Annotated in this window: 16 protein-coding genes; 15 read left to right on the plus strand and 1 reads right to left on the minus strand. The window is 42.5% G+C overall.

Annotation, left to right across the window (positions count from 1 at the left end):
• The first annotated feature begins 65 nt into the window (after window positions 1-65).
• From G4417_RS05535 to spoIVA, 9 genes are all read left to right on the plus strand, one after another.
• Window positions 66-743: a 2Fe-2S iron-sulfur cluster-binding protein gene (locus G4417_RS05535; RefSeq protein WP_008703029.1), complete on the plus strand. Its 678-nt coding sequence runs from the start codon at window positions 66-68 to the stop codon at window positions 741-743.
• Window positions 744-757: 14 nt separating this feature from the next.
• Window positions 758-2,371, plus strand: a complete 1,614-nt coding sequence (locus G4417_RS05540; RefSeq protein WP_008703030.1) for an FAD-dependent oxidoreductase — start codon at window positions 758-760, stop codon at window positions 2,369-2,371.
• Window positions 2,372-2,507: 136 nt separating this feature from the next.
• Window positions 2,508-3,350, plus strand: coding sequence for a fumarate hydratase (locus G4417_RS05545; protein ID WP_173682907.1), 843 nt, complete (start codon window positions 2,508-2,510; stop codon window positions 3,348-3,350).
• A 1-nt stretch (window position 3,351) separates the two neighbouring features.
• Entirely contained in the window at window positions 3,352-3,918 is a 567-nt protein-coding gene (locus G4417_RS05550) for a Fe-S-containing hydro-lyase (protein ID WP_173682908.1), read from the plus strand.
• Between the two features lie 322 nt (window positions 3,919-4,240).
• Window positions 4,241-4,942 (plus strand): YoaK family protein, encoded by a 702-nt coding sequence (locus tag G4417_RS05555; RefSeq protein ID WP_025576998.1) that lies wholly within the window; start codon window positions 4,241-4,243, stop codon window positions 4,940-4,942.
• 323 nt (window positions 4,943-5,265) lie between these two features.
• Window positions 5,266-5,745, plus strand: a complete 480-nt coding sequence (locus G4417_RS05560; protein WP_008703034.1) for a complex I 24 kDa subunit family protein — start codon at window positions 5,266-5,268, stop codon at window positions 5,743-5,745.
• Window positions 5,742-7,616: an NADH-quinone oxidoreductase subunit NuoF gene (locus tag G4417_RS05565; RefSeq protein ID WP_173682909.1), complete on the plus strand. Its 1,875-nt coding sequence runs from the start codon at window positions 5,742-5,744 to the stop codon at window positions 7,614-7,616. Before G4417_RS05560 ends, G4417_RS05565 begins: the two co-directional genes overlap by 4 nt.
• Before the next feature lie 15 nt (window positions 7,617-7,631).
• A complete protein-coding gene (locus tag G4417_RS05570; protein WP_055149631.1) occupies window positions 7,632-9,320 on the plus strand; it encodes a [FeFe] hydrogenase, group A in 1,689 nt (562 codons plus the stop codon).
• A gap of 125 nt (window positions 9,321-9,445) precedes the next feature.
• Window positions 9,446-10,915, plus strand: coding sequence for a stage IV sporulation protein A (spoIVA, locus tag G4417_RS05575; RefSeq protein ID WP_173682910.1), 1,470 nt, complete (start codon window positions 9,446-9,448; stop codon window positions 10,913-10,915).
• A gap of 80 nt (window positions 10,916-10,995) precedes the next feature.
• Here the strand turns inward: spoIVA and G4417_RS05580 are convergent, their stop codons facing one another.
• Window positions 10,996-11,382: a NusG domain II-containing protein gene (locus G4417_RS05580; protein WP_044952115.1), complete on the minus strand. Its 387-nt coding sequence runs from the start codon at window positions 11,380-11,382 to the stop codon at window positions 10,996-10,998.
• Between the two features lie 121 nt (window positions 11,383-11,503).
• On the opposite strand from G4417_RS05580, the gene glpK reads away from it, so the two are divergent.
• The 6 genes from glpK (at window position 11,504) to G4417_RS05610 (ending at window position 17,950) form a co-directional block, all read left to right on the plus strand.
• Window positions 11,504-13,000, plus strand: a complete 1,497-nt coding sequence (gene glpK / locus G4417_RS05585; protein ID WP_173682911.1) for a glycerol kinase GlpK — start codon at window positions 11,504-11,506, stop codon at window positions 12,998-13,000.
• Window positions 13,001-13,180: 180 nt separating this feature from the next.
• Window positions 13,181-14,050, plus strand: coding sequence for a phosphoribosylaminoimidazolesuccinocarboxamide synthase (locus G4417_RS05590; RefSeq protein WP_020993888.1), 870 nt, complete (start codon window positions 13,181-13,183; stop codon window positions 14,048-14,050).
• Window positions 14,051-14,210: 160 nt separating this feature from the next.
• Window positions 14,211-15,173, plus strand: a complete 963-nt coding sequence (locus G4417_RS05595; RefSeq protein ID WP_173682912.1) for a transglutaminase domain-containing protein — start codon at window positions 14,211-14,213, stop codon at window positions 15,171-15,173.
• Between the two features lie 29 nt (window positions 15,174-15,202).
• The gene (locus G4417_RS05600; RefSeq protein ID WP_173682913.1) at window positions 15,203-15,823 is read left to right on the plus strand and encodes a transglutaminase-like domain-containing protein; all 621 of its coding nucleotides are present in this window, start codon (window positions 15,203-15,205) and stop codon (window positions 15,821-15,823) included.
• A 57-nt stretch (window positions 15,824-15,880) separates the two neighbouring features.
• The gene (locus tag G4417_RS05605) at window positions 15,881-16,525 is read left to right on the plus strand and encodes a hypothetical protein (RefSeq protein ID WP_173682914.1); all 645 of its coding nucleotides are present in this window, start codon (window positions 15,881-15,883) and stop codon (window positions 16,523-16,525) included.
• A 57-nt stretch (window positions 16,526-16,582) separates the two neighbouring features.
• On the plus strand, window positions 16,583-17,950 hold the full coding sequence (locus tag G4417_RS05610; RefSeq protein ID WP_330598699.1) for an MBOAT family O-acyltransferase: 1,368 nt from the start codon (window positions 16,583-16,585) through the stop codon (window positions 17,948-17,950).
• Window positions 17,951-17,959: the final 9 nt, after the last annotated feature.

A 17,959-nucleotide genomic window follows, 5' to 3' on the forward strand; every position in this document is an offset into this window, starting at 1 on the left:
CGGATTCGAGCTTGTATGTGCTGCTGACGACAGATGATATATATAGAAAGGACTGGTAATCTCAAATGGAAAAGAATATGGTAAACGTATATTTTTTCGGTAAGAAATACAGCGTACCTGCAGAACTTACAATTATGACTGCCATGGAATATGCCGGTTATACATTAAAGAGAGGATGCGGCTGCAGACACGGATTCTGCGGAGCCTGCGCAACAATCTACAGAATCAAAGGTGAAAACGAGCTGAAAACATGTCTTGCCTGTCAGACACAGGTACAGGAAGGAATGTATGTAGCAAGCATCCCGTTCTTCCCTACAGATAAGAGACTCTACAACATCGAAGACCTGAAACCGAATCAGCAGGTAATGATGGAACTCTATCCGGAAATCTACAGCTGTATCGGATGTAATGCCTGTACAAAAGCATGTACTCAGGACTTAAATGTAATGCAGTACATCGCATATGCACAGAGAGGCGAACTTGAAAAATGTGCAGAGGAATCCTTCGACTGCGTAAGCTGCGGATGCTGTTCTGTAAGATGTCCGGCCGGTATTTCCCATCCGATGGTAGGTCTTCTGGCAAGACGTCTCACAGGTAAATATATCGCGCCTAAGAGCGAACATCTGGAGAAACGTGTAGAAGAAATCCACGAAGGTAAATATGATGATCTGATCGAGCAGATCATGCAGAAACCAATCACAGACATGCAGGAACTTTACAACAACAGAGAAATTGAGAAATAGGGAGGGCGTAAAACATGTATGCACCATATCCAGAAAATATGATGGAATCCATCAAAAAGGTAGAGGCTACAAGAGCACAGCGTATGGCAACAGAGCCAAGACGTCTGACAGCTGAAGAGAAAGACGCTCTTCTTGAGAAATTCCATCCGGATTATAATCCAGACGCGTTTGCAGAAATCAAAGTCGGACCAAACAAAGGACAGAAAGCTCCTCTGGAACTGGCAGAAATGCTTCATTCAACAAGCCGTCTGATCAACGAAAAAATTGACCTTACAAAAATTGATTATGATGTAGATGTACTTGTAATCGGCGGCGGCGGTGCAGGTTCTTCCTGTGCAATCGAAGCACATAATGCAGGTGCTGACGTTATGATCGTTACAAAGCTTCGTATCGGTGATGCCAATACAATGATGGCTGAAGGTGGTATCCAGGCAGCTGACAAAGAGAACGATTCTCCTGTACAGCATTATCTGGATTGCTTCGGCGGCGGACATTTTGCTGCAAAACCGGAACTGGTAAAGAGACTGGTAATGGAAGCTCCGGATGCCATCAAATGGCTCAATGACCTTGGTGTTGAATTTGATAAAGCAGAAGACGGAACCATGGTTACCACACACGGCGGCGGTACTTCCAGAAAGAGAATGCATGCTGCAAAGGATTATTCTGGATCTGAGATCATGCGTACCATCAGAGATGAAGTTCTGAATCTTAAGATTCCGGTAGTTGAATTTACTTCAGCTGTTGAACTTCTGAAAGATGAAAAAGGACAGGTTGCAGGTGCAGTTCTTCTTAACATGGAAACAGGAGATTATTCTGTTGCAAGAGCCAAAACTGTTGTAATCGCAACAGGTGGTGCAGGAAGAATGCATTATCAGGGATTCCCGACATCTAACCATTATGGCGCAACTGCAGACGGACTTGTACTTGGATATAGAGCTGGTGCTTCCCTTCTTTATCAGGATTCTATCCAGTACCATCCAACAGGAGCAATCTATCCATCACAGATCATGGGTGCTCTGGTAACAGAAAAAGTTCGTTCCGTTGGTGCACAGCTTGTAAATGCAAACGGAGAAGCTTATATTCATCCGCTTGAAACCCGTGACGTAAATGCTTCCGGTGTTATCCGTGAATGCGAAGAAGGCCGCGGCGTAGAAGTTCCAGGCGGACTGAAAGGTGTATGGCTTGACACTCCGATGATCGAGATCCTCGGTGGCGAAGGAACCATCGAAAAGAGAATCCCGGCTATGTTCCGTATGTACATGAACTACGGCATTGATATGAGAAAAGTTCCTATCGTTATTTATCCGACACTTCACTACCAGAACGGTGGTCTTGAGATTAACGGAGACGGATTCACAAAAGAAATTCCAAACCTGTTAGTTGCAGGAGAAGCCGCAGGTGGAATCCACGGAAGAAACAGACTGATGGGTAACTCTCTTCTGGATGTTATCGTATTCGGAAGAAATGCAGGTAAAAAAGCAGCTGCAAAATGCAAGAACGTAGAGCTTGGTGAAATGAACCTGGATCATATCTACAAATATGCAGATGAACTGGACAAAGCAGGCGTACATACTGATAAGGTATCTCCATTACTGCTTCCAAAATACGCTCGTCACGAACAGCGCTAATAAGATACTCAGAATGTAAAAAAGAGCTCCCGGTATCGATAAGGGATTACCGGTACCGGGAGCCTTTGATATAATGCAAAAGGGATATGTCACCTCCCGGTGAATATCCCCAAATGAAAGAAGGGAGCTTACCAGAATGCGTGAAGTAGAAGTAAGCAGACTTACAGATGTCATCGAAAAACTCTGTATCGAAGCAAATGAACATCTTCCGGAAGACGTAAAATGTGCGATCAAAACATGCCGCGCATGCGAAGACGGAGAGATTGCCAAGGGTATCCTTGACAATATTATTGAGAATTTTGATATTGCAGATAACGAGAACGTGCCGATCTGCCAGGATACAGGAATGGCATGTGTATTCCTTGAAATAGGACAGGATGTACATTTTGTTGGCGGAGATCTCACCGATGCGATCAATGAAGGTGTACGCCGCGGATACGACAAAGGATATTTAAGAAAATCTGTAGTAAAAGACCCGGTACGCCGCGGAAACACAGGCGACAATACACCGGCTATAATCTACACAGAAATCGTTCCCGGAGATCAGGTAAAGATTACAGTAGGCCCTAAAGGCTTCGGAAGTGAGAACATGAGCCAGATCCGTATGTTCAAACCATCTGCAGGATTACAGGGAATCAAGGATTTCATCCTTGAAGTAGTAGAGACCGCAGGTCCCAACCCATGTCCGCCAATGGTAGTCGGAGTTGGTATCGGAGGAACCTTTGACAAATGTGCACTTCTTGCAAAGAAAGCACTGATGAGACCTCTGGATACTCAGAACCCGGATCCGTTCTATGCTGATCTTGAGAAAGAAATGCTGGAAAAAGTAAACAAGCTTGGAATCGGACCTCAGGGATTTGGCGGAAAGACAACAGCCATCGGCCTGAATATCGAAACAATGCCGACTCATATTGCAGGTATGCCATGTGCAGTTAATATCAACTGCCATGTAACCCGCCATAAATCGGAGGTGATCTGAGATGGAAAGAAAGAAAATTACACTTCCACTTACTAGAGAGCTGGCAAGAACTCTCCATGCAGGTGATCAGGTATTATTAACAGGTACTATTTATACATCACGTGATGCAGGACACAAGAGAATGTGTGAGGCCCTTGCAAAAGGGGAAAAAATTCCATTTGATCCTACAGATGCAACCATCTACTATGTAGGACCAACTCCTGCAAAACCAGGCGCAGTCATCGGCTCCGCAGGCCCTACAACCAGCGGACGTATGGATGCCTATGCACCCACAATGATGTCTGTGGGAGCAAGAGGAATGATCGGAAAAGGTGCCCGCCTTCCGGAAGTAGTAGACGCCATGAGGAAATATGATGGTGTATACTTCGGAGCTATCGGCGGTGCAGGTGCGCTTCTTGCAAAATGCATCAAAAAGGCCGAACTGATCGCCTATGAAGATCTGGGAGCAGAAGCACTTCGTAAATTGTATGTAGAGGATATGCCTCTTGTAGTCATCATTGACTCAGAAGGTAATAATCTGTACGAGATGGGAAAAGCAGAATATCTCAAAGAACACGGAGATAAGTAATTCTGCAGATACATAAAAAAATAACTTCCATATGCTGTAGACATACAGTATATGGAAGTTGCTTTATATAGCCAAAATTATATATATATTGTATCCAATATATAAAAATCATATATACAATAATATGAATTATATCTTTTACATTTGACCTATAAACGTATAACATGATAATCAGGGTCAAAAAGGGACCCGCCAAACATGAGAAAGCAGCGATTTACGCAGTAAAGCAGCGGATTTCGAATGTTTGAAAATAAACGGTAAAAGAATAAAGGCAGTTATCCGTACAGGAGATAACTGCAAATAAACTTGAACGGGGAAAATCATGAAAGATCATAATCAACACGAAATACAAATGTCGGAAGCCTTTTTAAACAGTGCATTCCTGGCACTGTCAGGAGGTTTTCAGGATGCTTACACCTATAATGCAAGAAACGAAGTATTCTGTAATGCACAGACAGGAAACGTCGTTCTTATGAGCCAGCACTTTATGGCAGGAGAACTGACAGCAGGACTGGGATACTTCTTTCCTATTATTTTCTTTGCACTGGGCGTATGGGTTGCGGAGAAAATACAGGCAAATTATAAATATGCGCAGAAGCTCCACTGGAGACAGGGTGTTCTGCTGGCAGAAATCCTGATCTTATTTACAGTAGGTTTCCTGCCAACCGAATACAATATGCTGGCAAATGCCATGGCATCTTTCGCCTGTGCAATGCAGGTACAGTCCTTCCGCAAGGTAAACGGATATTCCTATGCAAGTACTATGTGTATCGGTAATTTGCGCAGTGGTACAGCTGCGTTGTCAGTTTATTTTCGTGAAAAAAAATCAAAACAGCTAAAACAGGCGATGTATTATTTTGGAATCATTCTTATGTTTGCCCTGGGTGCCGGCATTGGTGGAAATCTGTCCATACGCTATGGAATCAGAATGATCTGGGTTTCCTGTGGATTCCTTATGATCAGCTTTCTGTTGATGTTTATAGAAAAATATAAGCATTTCCATGAGGAACATGAAATTAAATAATGCAGCCATTTCCAGAAAGGTCATTGAGAAGAAGATAATATTCTTTTCAATGATCTTTTTTTGTTTTGATATTGCTATTAAATTAACAACCCTGTTAAAGAAATTGCTTTTCATTTATATACATTTATGAATACTATACATCTATAACAAATTGTTATAAATTAATTTCAGAAAATTTCAAAAATGATATTGTGCAAAACAACTATATAATGTATAATATCAACAGCACATATGTTGAAAATAACTAAAGCTGCGTGGGAATCGATATATCGGTACTATATTAAAACCGATGTATCAAAATTACTATTTAAGGAGGGAACCGAATGTTAGACCAGTCTTATTACAGAAAAGCGGATGAGATCATCGAGCACTACGGACGTACAGCAGCATCGCTGATTCCGATCATGCAGGATATTCAGGCGGAATATCGTTACCTGCCGGGAGAATTGCTGACTTATGTAGCGAAAGAAATCGGAGTAAAAGAAGCCAAGGCCTACAGTGTAGCCACATTCTATGAGAATTTTTCTTTTGAGCCGAAAGGGAAATATGTCATTAAAGTGTGTGACGGAACAGCCTGTCATGTGAGAAAATCCATGCCTGTAAAAGAAGCTTTGATGAAGGAACTTGGACTGAGCAACAAGAAACACACTACAGATGACATGCTTTTTACCGTAGAAACAGTATCCTGTCTGGGTGCATGTGGACTTGCCCCCACACTGACTGTCAATGATGAAGTACATCCGAAGATGACTCCTGAGAAAGCTGTAGAACTTTTGAATAAACTGAGAGGAGAGTGCGTATGAGTATTAAGAGTAAAGAAGACCTGTTAAATAAGCAGGCTGAAGTAAATGAGCAGATTAAATCTTATACCTGCCGCGTTCTTGTCTGTTCAGGTACCGGATGTATCGCATCCGGAGCGCAGAAGATTTATGAAGAGATGTCAGTACTCTGTGAGAGAATTGATGGAGTAACAGTTGAAATGCAGAAGGATGTGCCTCATGTAGGCGTGATCAAGACAGGGTGCCAGGGCTTATGTGAACTTGGACCTCTGATGAGAATTGAACCATATGATTATCAGTATGTTCACGTACAGCCGGAAGACTGTAAGGAAATTGTGGAGAGAACTATATTGGAAGGGAAACCTGTAGAGAGACTGTTTTATCGTGATAATAATAATACAGTCTGTCCACATCCTGATGATATTCCTTTCTTAAATCAACAAACACGTATCGTCCTTGAAAACTGCGGAAAAATCGATGCGGAATCTATCGAAGAGTATATTGCTGTGGGAGGCTATCAGGCACTTGCAAAAGTGATGGGAAGCATGTCCCCGCAGGAAGTTATTGATGAAGTAACTAAATCCGGGCTTCGCGGTCGTGGCGGTGCAGGATTCCCGGCAGGCAAGAAATGGTCTCAGGTTGCACGTCAGGCAGAGAAAACCCGTTATGTTGTATGTAATGGTGATGAGGGTGATCCCGGTGCATTTATGGATGGTTCCGTCATGGAAGGTGATCCATATAAGATGATCGAAGGTATGACTATTGCAGCCTACGCAGTCGGTGCGGAGAATGGATATATTTATGTTCGTGCAGAGTATCCTCTTTCTGTAAAGAGACTTAGGATGGCGATTGAACAGGCAGAAAAATATGGCCTGTTAGGTGATAATATTTTAAATTCCGGTGTAAACTTCCATTTACATATCAACAGAGGTGCCGGAGCTTTCGTATGTGGAGAAGGTTCGGCACTTACCGCATCTATCGAGGGTAACAGAGGTATGCCTCGTGTAAAACCGCCCCGTACAGTAGAGAAAGGTCTGTGGGGTAAGCCTACAGTTCTTAATAATGTAGAAACCTATGCTAATGTACCGAAGATTATTCTTCAGGGAGCAGACTGGTTCCGCACCATCGGTACAGAGGGAAGCCCCGGAACTAAAACCTTCTCACTGACCGGTTCTATCGAGAATACCGGTCTGATAGAGGTTCCTATGGGAACCACACTCCGCCACATTATCTATGATATCGGTGGTGGCTTAAAGAGTGGCGCTGCATTTAAAGGTGTCCAGATCGGCGGTCCGTCCGGCGGATGTCTGATCCTTGACCAGCTGGATGCACCTCTTGATTTTGATTCTGTCAAAAAATTAGATGCGATTATGGGATCTGGTGGTCTGGTAGTTATGGACGAGAATACCTGTATGGTTGAGGTTGCCAGATTCTTTATGAACTTCACCCAGCGTGAGAGCTGCGGTAAATGTGTACCGTGCCGTGAGGGTACCAAACGTATGCTGGAGATCCTGGAGAGGATCGTAGATGGCAAGGGTGAGATGTCCGATCTGGATGAGCTGGAAGAGCTTGCAAATATGGTTCAGAACATGGCTCTGTGCGGACTTGGCAAGAGTGCGCCTCTTCCTGTTATCAGTACTCTCAAACGCTTCCGCGATGAATATGAGGAACATATCTGCGATAAGAAATGCCGTGCAAAAGTATGTACTGCTCTTCGTCAGTTCCACATCAACCCTGAGTTCTGTATCGGCTGCGGTAAATGTGCAAAGAACTGTCCGGCAGGTGCAATCTCAGGTAAGATTAAACATCCATATCACATTGATAACGACATCTGTATCAAATGCGGTGCATGTAAGGACAACTGTAACTTTGATGCAGTATATGTGGAAGCATAGAAGGGAGGATACACTATGGGCCATATGATAATTGACGGTAGAAAGGTAGAATTTACCGATGAAAAAAATGTCCTGTCTGTCATCCGCAAGGCAGGGATCAATATTCCGACACTGTGCTACCACTCAGAGGTATCCACTTTTGGTGCCTGTCGTTTATGTACAGTTGAAGACGAGAGGGGAAAAACATTTGCCTCATGTTCTGAACAGCCAAGAGATGGAATGGTGATCTATACCAATTCCGGAAGAGTCAAGAAATACAGAAAACTAATTGTAGAATTATTGCTTGCAGCACATTGTCGTGACTGTACAACCTGTGTTAAGAGTGGTGAGTGTGTCCTTCAGGAACTGGCACACAGGCTGGGCGTACAGACAATCCGTTTCAAAAATACCAGGGAATATCATGAGTTGGATACAAGTTCTCCTTCTCTGGTTCGTGATCCAAACAAATGTATTCTGTGTGGTGACTGCGTACGTGCCTGCGAAGAACTTCAGGGAATCGGAGCTTTAGGATTTGCATTCCGGGGAACTGAGGCCATGGTAATGCCTGCATTTAACAAAAAAATCGCAGAGACAGAATGTGTAAACTGCGGTCAGTGTCGTGTATATTGCCCAACAGGTGCTATTGCGATCAAGACACATATGGACGAGGCATGGGAAGCACTTGCTGATCCGAATATACGTGTAGTTGCTCAGATCGCTCCTGCAGTACGTGTCGCAGTAGGTGATCATTATGGACTGACCAAAGGCAAGAGTGTTATGGGTAAGATTGTCAATGCTCTCCACAGAATGGGATTCGATGAAGTTTATGATACTTCATTCAGTGCTGACCTTACTATTATGGAAGAGAGTGCCGAGTTCCTTGACAGAATTAAGAAGGGTGAGAAACTTCCGCTTCTTACTTCCTGCTGTCCTGCATGGGTGAAGTTTATCACAGACCAGTACAAGGAGTATATTCCTAATCTTTCTACCTGCCGTTCTCCACAGGGAATGCTCTCAGCAGTAATCAAAGAGTACTTCCGCGATCCGGAACATGCCGGCGGCAAGAAAACAGTTATGATCTCTATTATGCCATGTACAGCCAAGAAAGCAGAAGCAGTTCGTCCGAACAGCTTCACAGACGGTGAACAGGATACAGATATCGTTATTACAACTACAGAGCTGCTCCGCATGATCGATAACTTTGGTCTTGACTTTGCAACTCTTGATCCGGAAGCCTGTGATATGCCGTTTGGCTTCGGCTCCGGTGGTGGTGTTATCTTCGGTGTTACGGGAGGTGTTACAGAAGCAGTTCTCCGCCGCCTGACTCCGGATCACAGCAAAGAAACCATGCATGAGATCGCAGAATGCGGTGTTCGTGGAGATGAGGGAATCAAGGAATTTACAGTTCCTTATGAAGGAATGAACCTTAATATCTGTGTTGCCAGCGGCCTTGCAAACGCAAGAACCGTTATGGAACAGGTTAAGAATGGTGAGAAAGAATATCATCTGATCGAGATCATGGCATGCCGCCGTGGATGTATCATGGGTGGCGGACAGCCGACAAGATCCGGCGACAGAACCAAAGCTCTGAGAGCTAAGGGCCTGTATAATGCAGATAATACAACTATCATTAAGAAATCCGATGAAAACCCGTTAGTTCTGGAACTTTACAACGGACTTCTGAAAGGCAAAGAGCATCATCTGCTTCACAATGATTCCTATTAAAGAACATCTGTGATACCTGACAGTAACAATATGTCCAAATGATAAATAGAATATTTTAAAGCTTCCTTGCATATTTTATAACAATACATGAAGGTTATGTGTAAATATGCAAGGGGGCTATTTTTATGGAAAATTTTCAGGTGTATCGTGATATCCAGGCCCGTACAGGGGGAGATATATACATAGGGGTCGTAGGACCTGTCCGCACAGGAAAATCTACATTTATCCGCAGATTCATGGAACTTGTTGCATTGCCGCAGATGTCAGATACAAAGCAGGCAGAGATCAGAGATCAGCTTCCTTTAAGCGGATCAGGCAAAATCATCACCACAGTAGAAACAAAATTTATTCCCAAAGAAGCAGTTCCCATCACTCTCGGAGAAGATCAGCAGGTAAAGATCCGCCTGATCGACAGTGTGGGTTTTCTGGTAAAGGGTGCATCCGGGCAGACGGAGGACGGGAAAGAACGAATGGTAAAAACTCCCTGGTTTGAGCAGGCAATCCCATTTCGCGAGGCCGCACGCATCGGAACACAGAAAGTAATTCAGGAGCATTCCACAATAGGTATTGTGGTCACAACTGACGGAAGTTTCGGTGAACTTCCCAGAGACAATTTTCCGGAGGCAGAAGAGAAGACTATTCAGGAACTGAAAAAACAGCAGAAACCATTTATCGTGCTGGTAAATTCGCAGATGCCATATAAAGATGCGGCTCTGAAAACAGCGGAAGAAATCCAACAGAAATATAAGGTAACTGCTCTGACAGTAAACTGTGACCAATTGAGAAAAGAAGATATTGCCAGGATTCTGGAGAAGGTTTTATATGAATTTCCTGTCAGTCAGATTCAGTTTTTTATTCCGCGCTGGGTAGAAATGCTTCCCCTGGAGCATGAGTTAAAACAGCAGATCCTTTCACAGATCAGGGATAAAATGAAAAGTATGCAGCATATACGTGATATCACAAAGGAATCTGTAAAATTATCCGGACCTTATGTACAGGATTCCCTTCTGGAAGATGTAGGCTTATCCGATGGAACAGTAAAGGTAAGAATACGCATAAAGGAAGAATATTATTACAGGATGCTCAGTCAAATGAGTGGAATCGAAATGGAGAGTGAATATGAACTGATCCATACAATGCAGGAACTGGTACATATGAAAGAGGAATATGTAAAAGTGCAGACTGCACTGGAAGCAGTGCGTGGAACCGGTTATGGTGTGGTTGTCCCGAATCTGGATGAGATTGAGATCGCACAGCCTGAAGTGATCCGACAGGGGAATAAATATGGAGTAAAGATAAAGTCAAAGAGTCCGTCTATCCATATGATAAAGGCAAATATAGAAACTGAAATTGCTCCCATAGTGGGAACAGAACAGCAGGCAAAGGATCTGATCCAGTATATTGACGAAGGCAGCCAGAGGGGGGAGAGTATCTGGGAGACTAATATTTTCGGTAAATCCATTGAGCAGCTGGTACAGGATGGCATCCGAAGCAAGATTGCAGCTATCAGCGAAGAAAGCCAGGTAAAGCTTCAGGATACCATGCAGAAAATTGTCAATGACAGTAAGGGCGGGCTGGTGTGTATCATCATATAGCTGCCGTATAATATGGTTCCTTTTAATTTTGCTTTTAGCCGAACTGTGAAACAGTTATTCAGTTACAGGCAACGGAGAGCTCAGGTTACTGCGTCAATTACCGGTTCGTCAGTTTTTTTACTGTCAGTACTTTTTTCCCCTTCAATAACGACTTTATTAGGGAGGCATACGATGGTGCCTCCTTTTTCATCGATTGCCTTCTGTTTCATACACAGATGATCGGGGCATTGTGCAGAGATCATACGTGCCTGACCGTCTTTGATCTCACAGACATTTGTATCGTTGATTTTAATCGTCTGATCCTTTTCCAGAGAATAAGTTCCATATTCTTTTCCGTCTACAGTAATGCGGATGGAACCATGACTGCCCTTATTTATAAGAGACATTCCTCCCCACATCGCCAGTGCAAGAATAAGAATACCACCTATAAAAATAAATTCTTTTTTCTTCAAAATATTGTACTCCATCTTTCTATAATAGCAGTAACGTTTCGTTTTGTCTGCATCATAACATGAATAAAAAAGAATAGCAACCTTCAGATGTTTGTGGTATGGTTATAATAATGAAAGAGAACGGAGGAAATCTTTTATGGGAAAATATATTATGGCACTGGATGCCGGGACGACCAGCAACCGCTGTATCCTGTTTAATGAAAAGGGAGAACGTTTAAGTGTTGCACAGAGAGAATTTACCCAGTATTTCCCGAAACCGGGCTGGGTAGAACATGATGCAGATGAGATATGGGCCAGTATGCTGGGTGTGGCAGTAGAGGCAATGACCAAGATCGGAGCAGATGCTTCAAAGATCGCTGCGATCGGAATCACAAACCAGAGAGAAACTGCAATCGTATGGGATAAAAATACCGGCGTACCTGTCTATCATGCGATCGTATGGCAGTGTCGCAGAACATCGGAATACTGCGACTCGCTGAAAGCCAGAGGACTGACTGAGAAATTCAGGGAGAAAACAGGGCTTGTGATCGATGCTTATTTCTCTGCAACAAAAATAAAGTGGATTCTGGACAATGTAGAAGGAGCCAGAGAGAAAGCGCAGAAAGGGCAGCTTTTGTTTGGAACTGTGGAAACCTGGCTGATCTGGAAACTGACAAAGGGCAGAGTCCATGTTACAGATTATTCCAATGCATCCAGAACCATGCTTTTTAATATCAATACTTTACAGTGGGATCAGGAAATTTTGAATGAACTTGACATTCCAAAGTCCATGCTTCCCAAACCAATGCCATCCAGCTGTATTTATGGAAAAGCAGATCCGGCAGTCCTTGGCGGTGCTATCCCTATTGCAGGTGCAGCAGGTGATCAGCAGGCTGCTTTGTTTGGCCAGACCTGCTTTAATGCCGGAGAAGCAAAAAATACTTATGGCACAGGATGTTTTCTTCTGATGAATACAGGAGAAAAACCTGTCTTTTCAAAAAACGGACTGGTTACTACGATTGCATGGGGACTGGACGGAAAGGTAACCTATGCACTGGAAGGATCAATTTTTGTTGCAGGTGCAGCTATCCAGTGGCTGCGAGATGAATTAAAGGTAATTGATTCTTCTGAAGATTCCGAGTATATGGCAAATAAAGTATCAGATACACATGGATGTTATGTTGTGCCGGCCTTTACAGGACTGGGAGCTCCCCACTGGGATCAGTATGCGAGAGGTACGATCGTAGGAATTACCCGAGGTGTGAACAAATATCATATTATCCGCGCAACGCTGGAATCTATTGCCTATCAGGTAAATGACGTACTAAATGCCATGAAAGCAGATTCAGGCATTAATCTGGCGGCATTAAAAGTTGATGGCGGAGCCAGTGCCAACAATTTCCTGATGCAGACACAGGCAGATATTATCAATGCACCGGTCAACCGTCCATGCTGTGTTGAGACAACTGCAATGGGGGCTGCTTATCTGGCAGGTCTGGCAGTAGGCTACTGGAGCAACAAAGAAGAAGTACGCCATAACTGGTCCATTGATCAGAAATTCTACCCGTCTATTACAGGAGAAACAAGAGAGCAGAAGATCAAAGGATGGAATAAGGCTGTAAAATATTCTTACGGATGGGCGAAGGAAGAATAAAGCCAATTTAGGATATGAAGTGAAAATTAACCTTTGCTTACATTTTATCAGCAAAGCTAAATAAAATTCAGTGTATTGACAACCTTACAGAGATAGTGGTACGGTAATACAGTGATTTCGGCAAAGGCCGATAATTTTGGAGTTTTACAAATTACATAACGAATATTGAGGTGCGAAAAAATGCAGGAAATGAAACCAATCAAAGAAGGTAAAGTACGTGAGATTTATGACAACGGTGACAGCCTGATCATGGTTGCGACAGACCGCATCAGCTGCTTTGATGTTATCCTGAACAATCAGGTAACCAAGAAGGGAACTGTACTGACTCAGATGTCCAAGTTCTGGTTTGACATGACAGAAGACATTCTGCCGAACCACATGATTTCTGTAGATGTAAAAGATATGCCTGAATTTTTCCAGCAGGAGAAATTTGACGGAAACAGCATGATGTGCCGTAAGCTTGAGATGCTGCCTATTGAATGTATTGTTCGTGGATATATTACAGGAAGCGGCTGGGAAAGCTACAAGAAGACAGGTAAAGTCTGCGGCATTGAATTACCGGAAGGACTGAAGGAATCTGACAAGCTTCCTGAGCCGATCTATACTCCGTCCACAAAGGCTGAGATTGGCGATCATGACGAAAATATCTCCTATGAGCAGAGCATCGCTCACCTTGAGAAATATTTCCCGGGCAGAGGAGAGGAATTAGCTGCAAAACTTCGTGATAATACAATTGCACTTTATAAGAAATGTGCGGAATACGCATTAAGCAAGGGAATCATTATCGCAGATACCAAATTTGAATTTGGTCTGGATAAAGACGGAAACATGGTAATCGGTGATGAGATGCTCACACCGGACAGCTCCCGTTTCTGGCCTGCTGAAGGATATGAACCGGGACATGGCCAGCCATCCTTTGACAAACAGTTTGCACGTGACTGGCTGAAAGCAAATCCGGACAATGACTGGACACTTCCGCAGGACATTGTGGATAAGACAATTGGAAAATATCTTCAGGGTTATGAAATGCTTACAGGTAAGAAATTATAATCACTGATTTTCCAGAATACTGCTGTAAAAAGATATGTCAGGTACATATTTTTTGCAGCAGTTTTTTTGATTAAATACTTATAAAATATGGAAATACATTCCACTTTTTGATATAATACAGATTGTGAGTACTATTTATGAAAAGAAAAGGAGAATTGACATGAAAAAGTTAAAAACACTTCTTGGTGTCATAACCTGTATGTTGTTTATCTTTGCATCAGGAAGTGTGTATGCATCAGAGGCTCCGCCGACAGTATCCCCGACACCCTCTCCGACGGTGGTTTCCCGGAAAGGTCTTGTTGAAGAGGGTAATAAGCTGTGTTATTATTTCAAAGGAAATAAGATTAAAAATAAATGGAAAGTAATTGATGGAGATCATTACTACTTTGATTCAAATGGATATGCTGTGACCGGCGGAGTGATTTTCAAAAATAATGTAGTTTATGTGTTTGGTAAAGATCACAAAAGACTTGAGAACCGGGCTGGCAAAATTGTCACAATAGGCAAATATTCTTATTGTCTGACAACAAAGGACGGAAAAGCTGCAACTGGATATTTTATCAGAAAAAACCACCTTTACTACGCCAATTCCAAAGGAAGGATTTACAAAAAACGTTACCGTGAGAAGAAGAAGTATTATTTCACTTCATCAGGAGCAGCGAAAGAAACTACAGATGCGTTGTTAAAAATCCGCAGTATGCAGATCGTGTCTTCTATTACTAATTCAAAAATGACAAAAAGCCAAAAATTATACGCCTGCTGGAGATATGTTGTAGGTGGAAATATCAGATACTGGTCACATTACCCAAATCTGGGTCAGAAAAACTGGCAGCGTTCCATGGCACTTTATACTCTGCAAAACAGGGGTGGAAACTGTTATGGTTTTGCCTGTGCATTTGCGGCACTGGCAAAGGAAATCGGATATGAACCGTACATAATTTATGGATATGTTCCAGGTTCACGTGATGGCAGATCTGACGGAATGACGCGTCATTGCTGGGTTCAGATATCCGGACTCAGCTACGATCCGGAAGCAACTTACGCCGGATGGGCAAGCGGAATTTACGGAACCTATGGGTATGGTGTTTACCACTGGACTTCAGGCTCTGTTAAATTTGGATAAAAAGTTTAAAAAAAGGAGAAAAAGAAAAGATGAAGAACAAATTTATGAAAAAACTGACAGTACTTTGCACAGCAGCTACCTTAGCATGCAGCTCTGCTCCTGCGACAGTACCTGCAGTAACCGAAACTGTTCAGGCCGAAGCAGCAACTGCTAAAAGCTCTGCTAAAGTTCTTACAAAGAGTTTTGCAAAGGCTCTTGACAAGGTAATCAAAACTCAGAAATTTACTGCAAAAACAACAGATAAACAAAAATTACAGAAACTGTTTAACTATACAAAAAAAGCTTTCGGATATAAGAGATACATGGGTGGAATTCCGTCAGCATCTGGCTGGGACAGTAAATTTGCACAGGAAATGCTTAAAACAAAAGCTGGAAGCTGCTATCATGACGCTGCTGCATTTGCCTACCTTGCAAGACGTGCAACCGGACTTCCTGTAAGAATCTGTGTGGGAACAAGTAATGCGTTTAACAAGACAAGATGGCAGAACCATGGATGGGTAGAAATCAAAGTTGGAAACAAATGGTACACCTTTGATACCAATGCCAACAGATTTTCTTCTTTGAGAAAGGGAAAATGGTTTATGCAGAAACGTAATGCAATGAAAGGAAAGGTTTACAAAACCCAGAAAACATATAATGTAAATTTCTGACAGATTTTTACCTTCCGGGATTATGAAAATTTTAAGTGAAACAGGAGAAAAGCATTTATGATAAAAAAACAAATAAAAATGTTCCTGATGATCTTCTGCCTTCTGTTTGCTTCTGCATCAGCAGTATTCTGGCTGACTCCGGTCAGCACAGAAGCTGCCAATACAGGCGATGCAAAGACAGGTCTGGTAAAAGAAAAGGGAAAGTACTATTATTATGTTATCAATAAAAACGGTCAATCTGAAAAGGTAACAAATAAATGGAAAACTGTAAAGGTTACCAAAAAAGGAAAGATTTATTCATACAGATATTATTTTGGAAAAAACGGAGCAGCATATTCAGGCTCTGTAAAGCTTGGTGTTAAAACACCTGCAGTCAAAAAAATCGGCAAAAAATATTATGGATTTGATACAAACGCAAGAATGCTGAAAGGGATTTATGTTATCAATGACAAATTCTATGTATTCAATTCCAAAACCGGAGTATACGACAGTGTAAAGAGTTCAAAACTGAGAAAAGCATATGGATATGAAAAGAAAGCAGCAACATTAAAAAAACTTCTCGGAAAGCCTAAGAAAACGGAGAAACTTACCGGCTGCTACGGAAACGGAAAAGAATATATGCTGTATTATCAGAATTTTGTACTGAGTACCGGTGAAACTTCAAAAGGAGTAGAGGTCATTTTCGGTGTTCTGCCTTATTAAAACTGCAATAAAAAATGATGGAAGAGAGTTATTATGGTTTTTAGTTCAATGGTTTTCATGTGTATATTTCTGCCGGTGGTGTTTATCCTGCACTGTATTCTTCCGGGAATACGACTGAAGAATGCGTTGCTGTTGCTGGCAAGTGTACTTTTTTACGCATATGGCGAACCTGTATATATCATTTTATTATTTGTTTCTACATTATTAAACTATTTTTGTGCCTGTCTGATTGAAAGCAGCAAATACAAGAAAGTAATTCTGACACTTGCTGTTATCTGTAACCTGGGAATCCTTATTGTATTTAAGTATACGGATTTTATCCTGGGAACAGTCAACACTCTGACAGGACTGCATCTGCCGCTGCCACAGATCCGCATGCCAATCGGAATCTCATTCTTCACATTCCAGGCTATGTCTTATGTGATCGATGTATATCGGGGAACAACAAAGGCGCAGAAGAATTACGCAAAAGTTTTGCTGTATATTTCCTTCTTCCCACAGCTGATCGCAGGACCGATTGTCAAGTACCATGATATAGCACAGGAAATTGACAACCGTACCCAGTCTCTGGAGGGAGTTTCGCTGGGAATCCGCAGATTTTCAGCCGGACTCTGTAAGAAAGTCCTGATTTCCAATACTATGGGACTTGTTGCAGACCAGCTCTTTGGTGCTTCTGCAGGAAATATCAACGCTGCCGGAGCATGGCTGGGTGCCATTTCCTATATGCTGCAGATTTATTTCGATTTCAGCGGATATAGCGACATGGCGATCGGACTGGGCTGGATGTTTGGTTTTCATTTCAAAGAAAACTTCAACTATCCCTATATCAGCGGAAGTATCCGGGAGTTCTGGAGAAGATGGCATATTTCTCTGTCCGGATGGTTTCTGGAATATCTTTATATTCCCCTTGGCGGAAACAGAAAAGGAAAATTCCGCACAGTTGTAAATAAGATGATCGTATTCCTGTGTACCGGTATCTGGCATGGAGCAGCAGTAAATTTCCTGTTCTGGGGAATCTATCATGGATGTTTCCTTATGCTTGAGGAATATGTTCCGTGGATTGGAAGAAAAGGTTCTAAGCTAAAAGCTGTATTTCAGCATATCTACGCACTTCTGGTAGTGTGCATTGGTTTTGTGTTCTTCCGGGCAGATACCATGTCTCAGGGATTATTCTGGATAAAAGAGATGTTTACAGGATTTACATGGAATGCCGCTGCCATGAGTTTTGCAGTGCAGCAGATCACCCCTGTATTTCTTGTTACCCTGGCAGGTGCCCTGATTGCATGCTGTCCTGTTATCAAAACTGTAAATAATAAGAAATGGTACGCTCCTTTTGCATATGTATGCAGTCTGCTTGGACTGGTTGTCTGCATGCTCAGTCTTGCAAGCGGAACCTATAATCCATTTATCTATTTCAGATTTTAAGGGAGGACA

Origin of the sequence: Blautia wexlerae (assembly GCF_013300825.1) — a bacterium.
Taxonomy (GTDB): domain Bacteria; phylum Bacillota; class Clostridia; order Lachnospirales; family Lachnospiraceae; genus Blautia_A; species Blautia_A wexlerae_B.

Excerpts from the sequence above, each read along its gene's own strand:
- G4417_RS05560 (WP_008703034.1), top strand. The coding sequence starts at position 5,266 with ATGTTAGACCAGTCTTATTACAGAAAAGCGGATGAGATCATCGAGCAC.
- G4417_RS05550 (WP_173682908.1), top strand. The coding sequence starts at position 3,352 with ATGGAAAGAAAGAAAATTACACTTCCACTTACTAGAGAGCTGGCAAGA.
- G4417_RS05610 (WP_330598699.1), top strand. The coding sequence starts at position 16,583 with ATGTGTATATTTCTGCCGGTGGTGTTTATCCTGCACTGTATTCTTCCG.
- G4417_RS05570 (WP_055149631.1), top strand. The coding sequence starts at position 7,632 with ATGGGCCATATGATAATTGACGGTAGAAAGGTAGAATTTACCGATGAA.
- G4417_RS05580 (WP_044952115.1), bottom strand. The coding sequence starts at position 11,382 with ATGGAGTACAATATTTTGAAGAAAAAAGAATTTATTTTTATAGGTGGT.
- G4417_RS05590 (WP_020993888.1), top strand. The coding sequence starts at position 13,181 with ATGCAGGAAATGAAACCAATCAAAGAAGGTAAAGTACGTGAGATTTAT.
- spoIVA (WP_173682910.1), top strand. The coding sequence starts at position 9,446 with ATGGAAAATTTTCAGGTGTATCGTGATATCCAGGCCCGTACAGGGGGA.
- G4417_RS05600 (WP_173682913.1), top strand. The coding sequence starts at position 15,203 with ATGAAGAACAAATTTATGAAAAAACTGACAGTACTTTGCACAGCAGCT.
- G4417_RS05595 (WP_173682912.1), top strand. The coding sequence starts at position 14,211 with ATGAAAAAGTTAAAAACACTTCTTGGTGTCATAACCTGTATGTTGTTT.
- G4417_RS05555 (WP_025576998.1), top strand. The coding sequence starts at position 4,241 with ATGAAAGATCATAATCAACACGAAATACAAATGTCGGAAGCCTTTTTA.
- G4417_RS05545 (WP_173682907.1), top strand. The coding sequence starts at position 2,508 with ATGCGTGAAGTAGAAGTAAGCAGACTTACAGATGTCATCGAAAAACTC.
- G4417_RS05565 (WP_173682909.1), top strand. The coding sequence starts at position 5,742 with ATGAGTATTAAGAGTAAAGAAGACCTGTTAAATAAGCAGGCTGAAGTA.
- glpK (WP_173682911.1), top strand. The coding sequence starts at position 11,504 with ATGGGAAAATATATTATGGCACTGGATGCCGGGACGACCAGCAACCGC.
- G4417_RS05605 (WP_173682914.1), top strand. The coding sequence starts at position 15,881 with ATGATAAAAAAACAAATAAAAATGTTCCTGATGATCTTCTGCCTTCTG.
- G4417_RS05540 (WP_008703030.1), top strand. The coding sequence starts at position 758 with ATGTATGCACCATATCCAGAAAATATGATGGAATCCATCAAAAAGGTA.
- G4417_RS05535 (WP_008703029.1), top strand. The coding sequence starts at position 66 with ATGGAAAAGAATATGGTAAACGTATATTTTTTCGGTAAGAAATACAGC.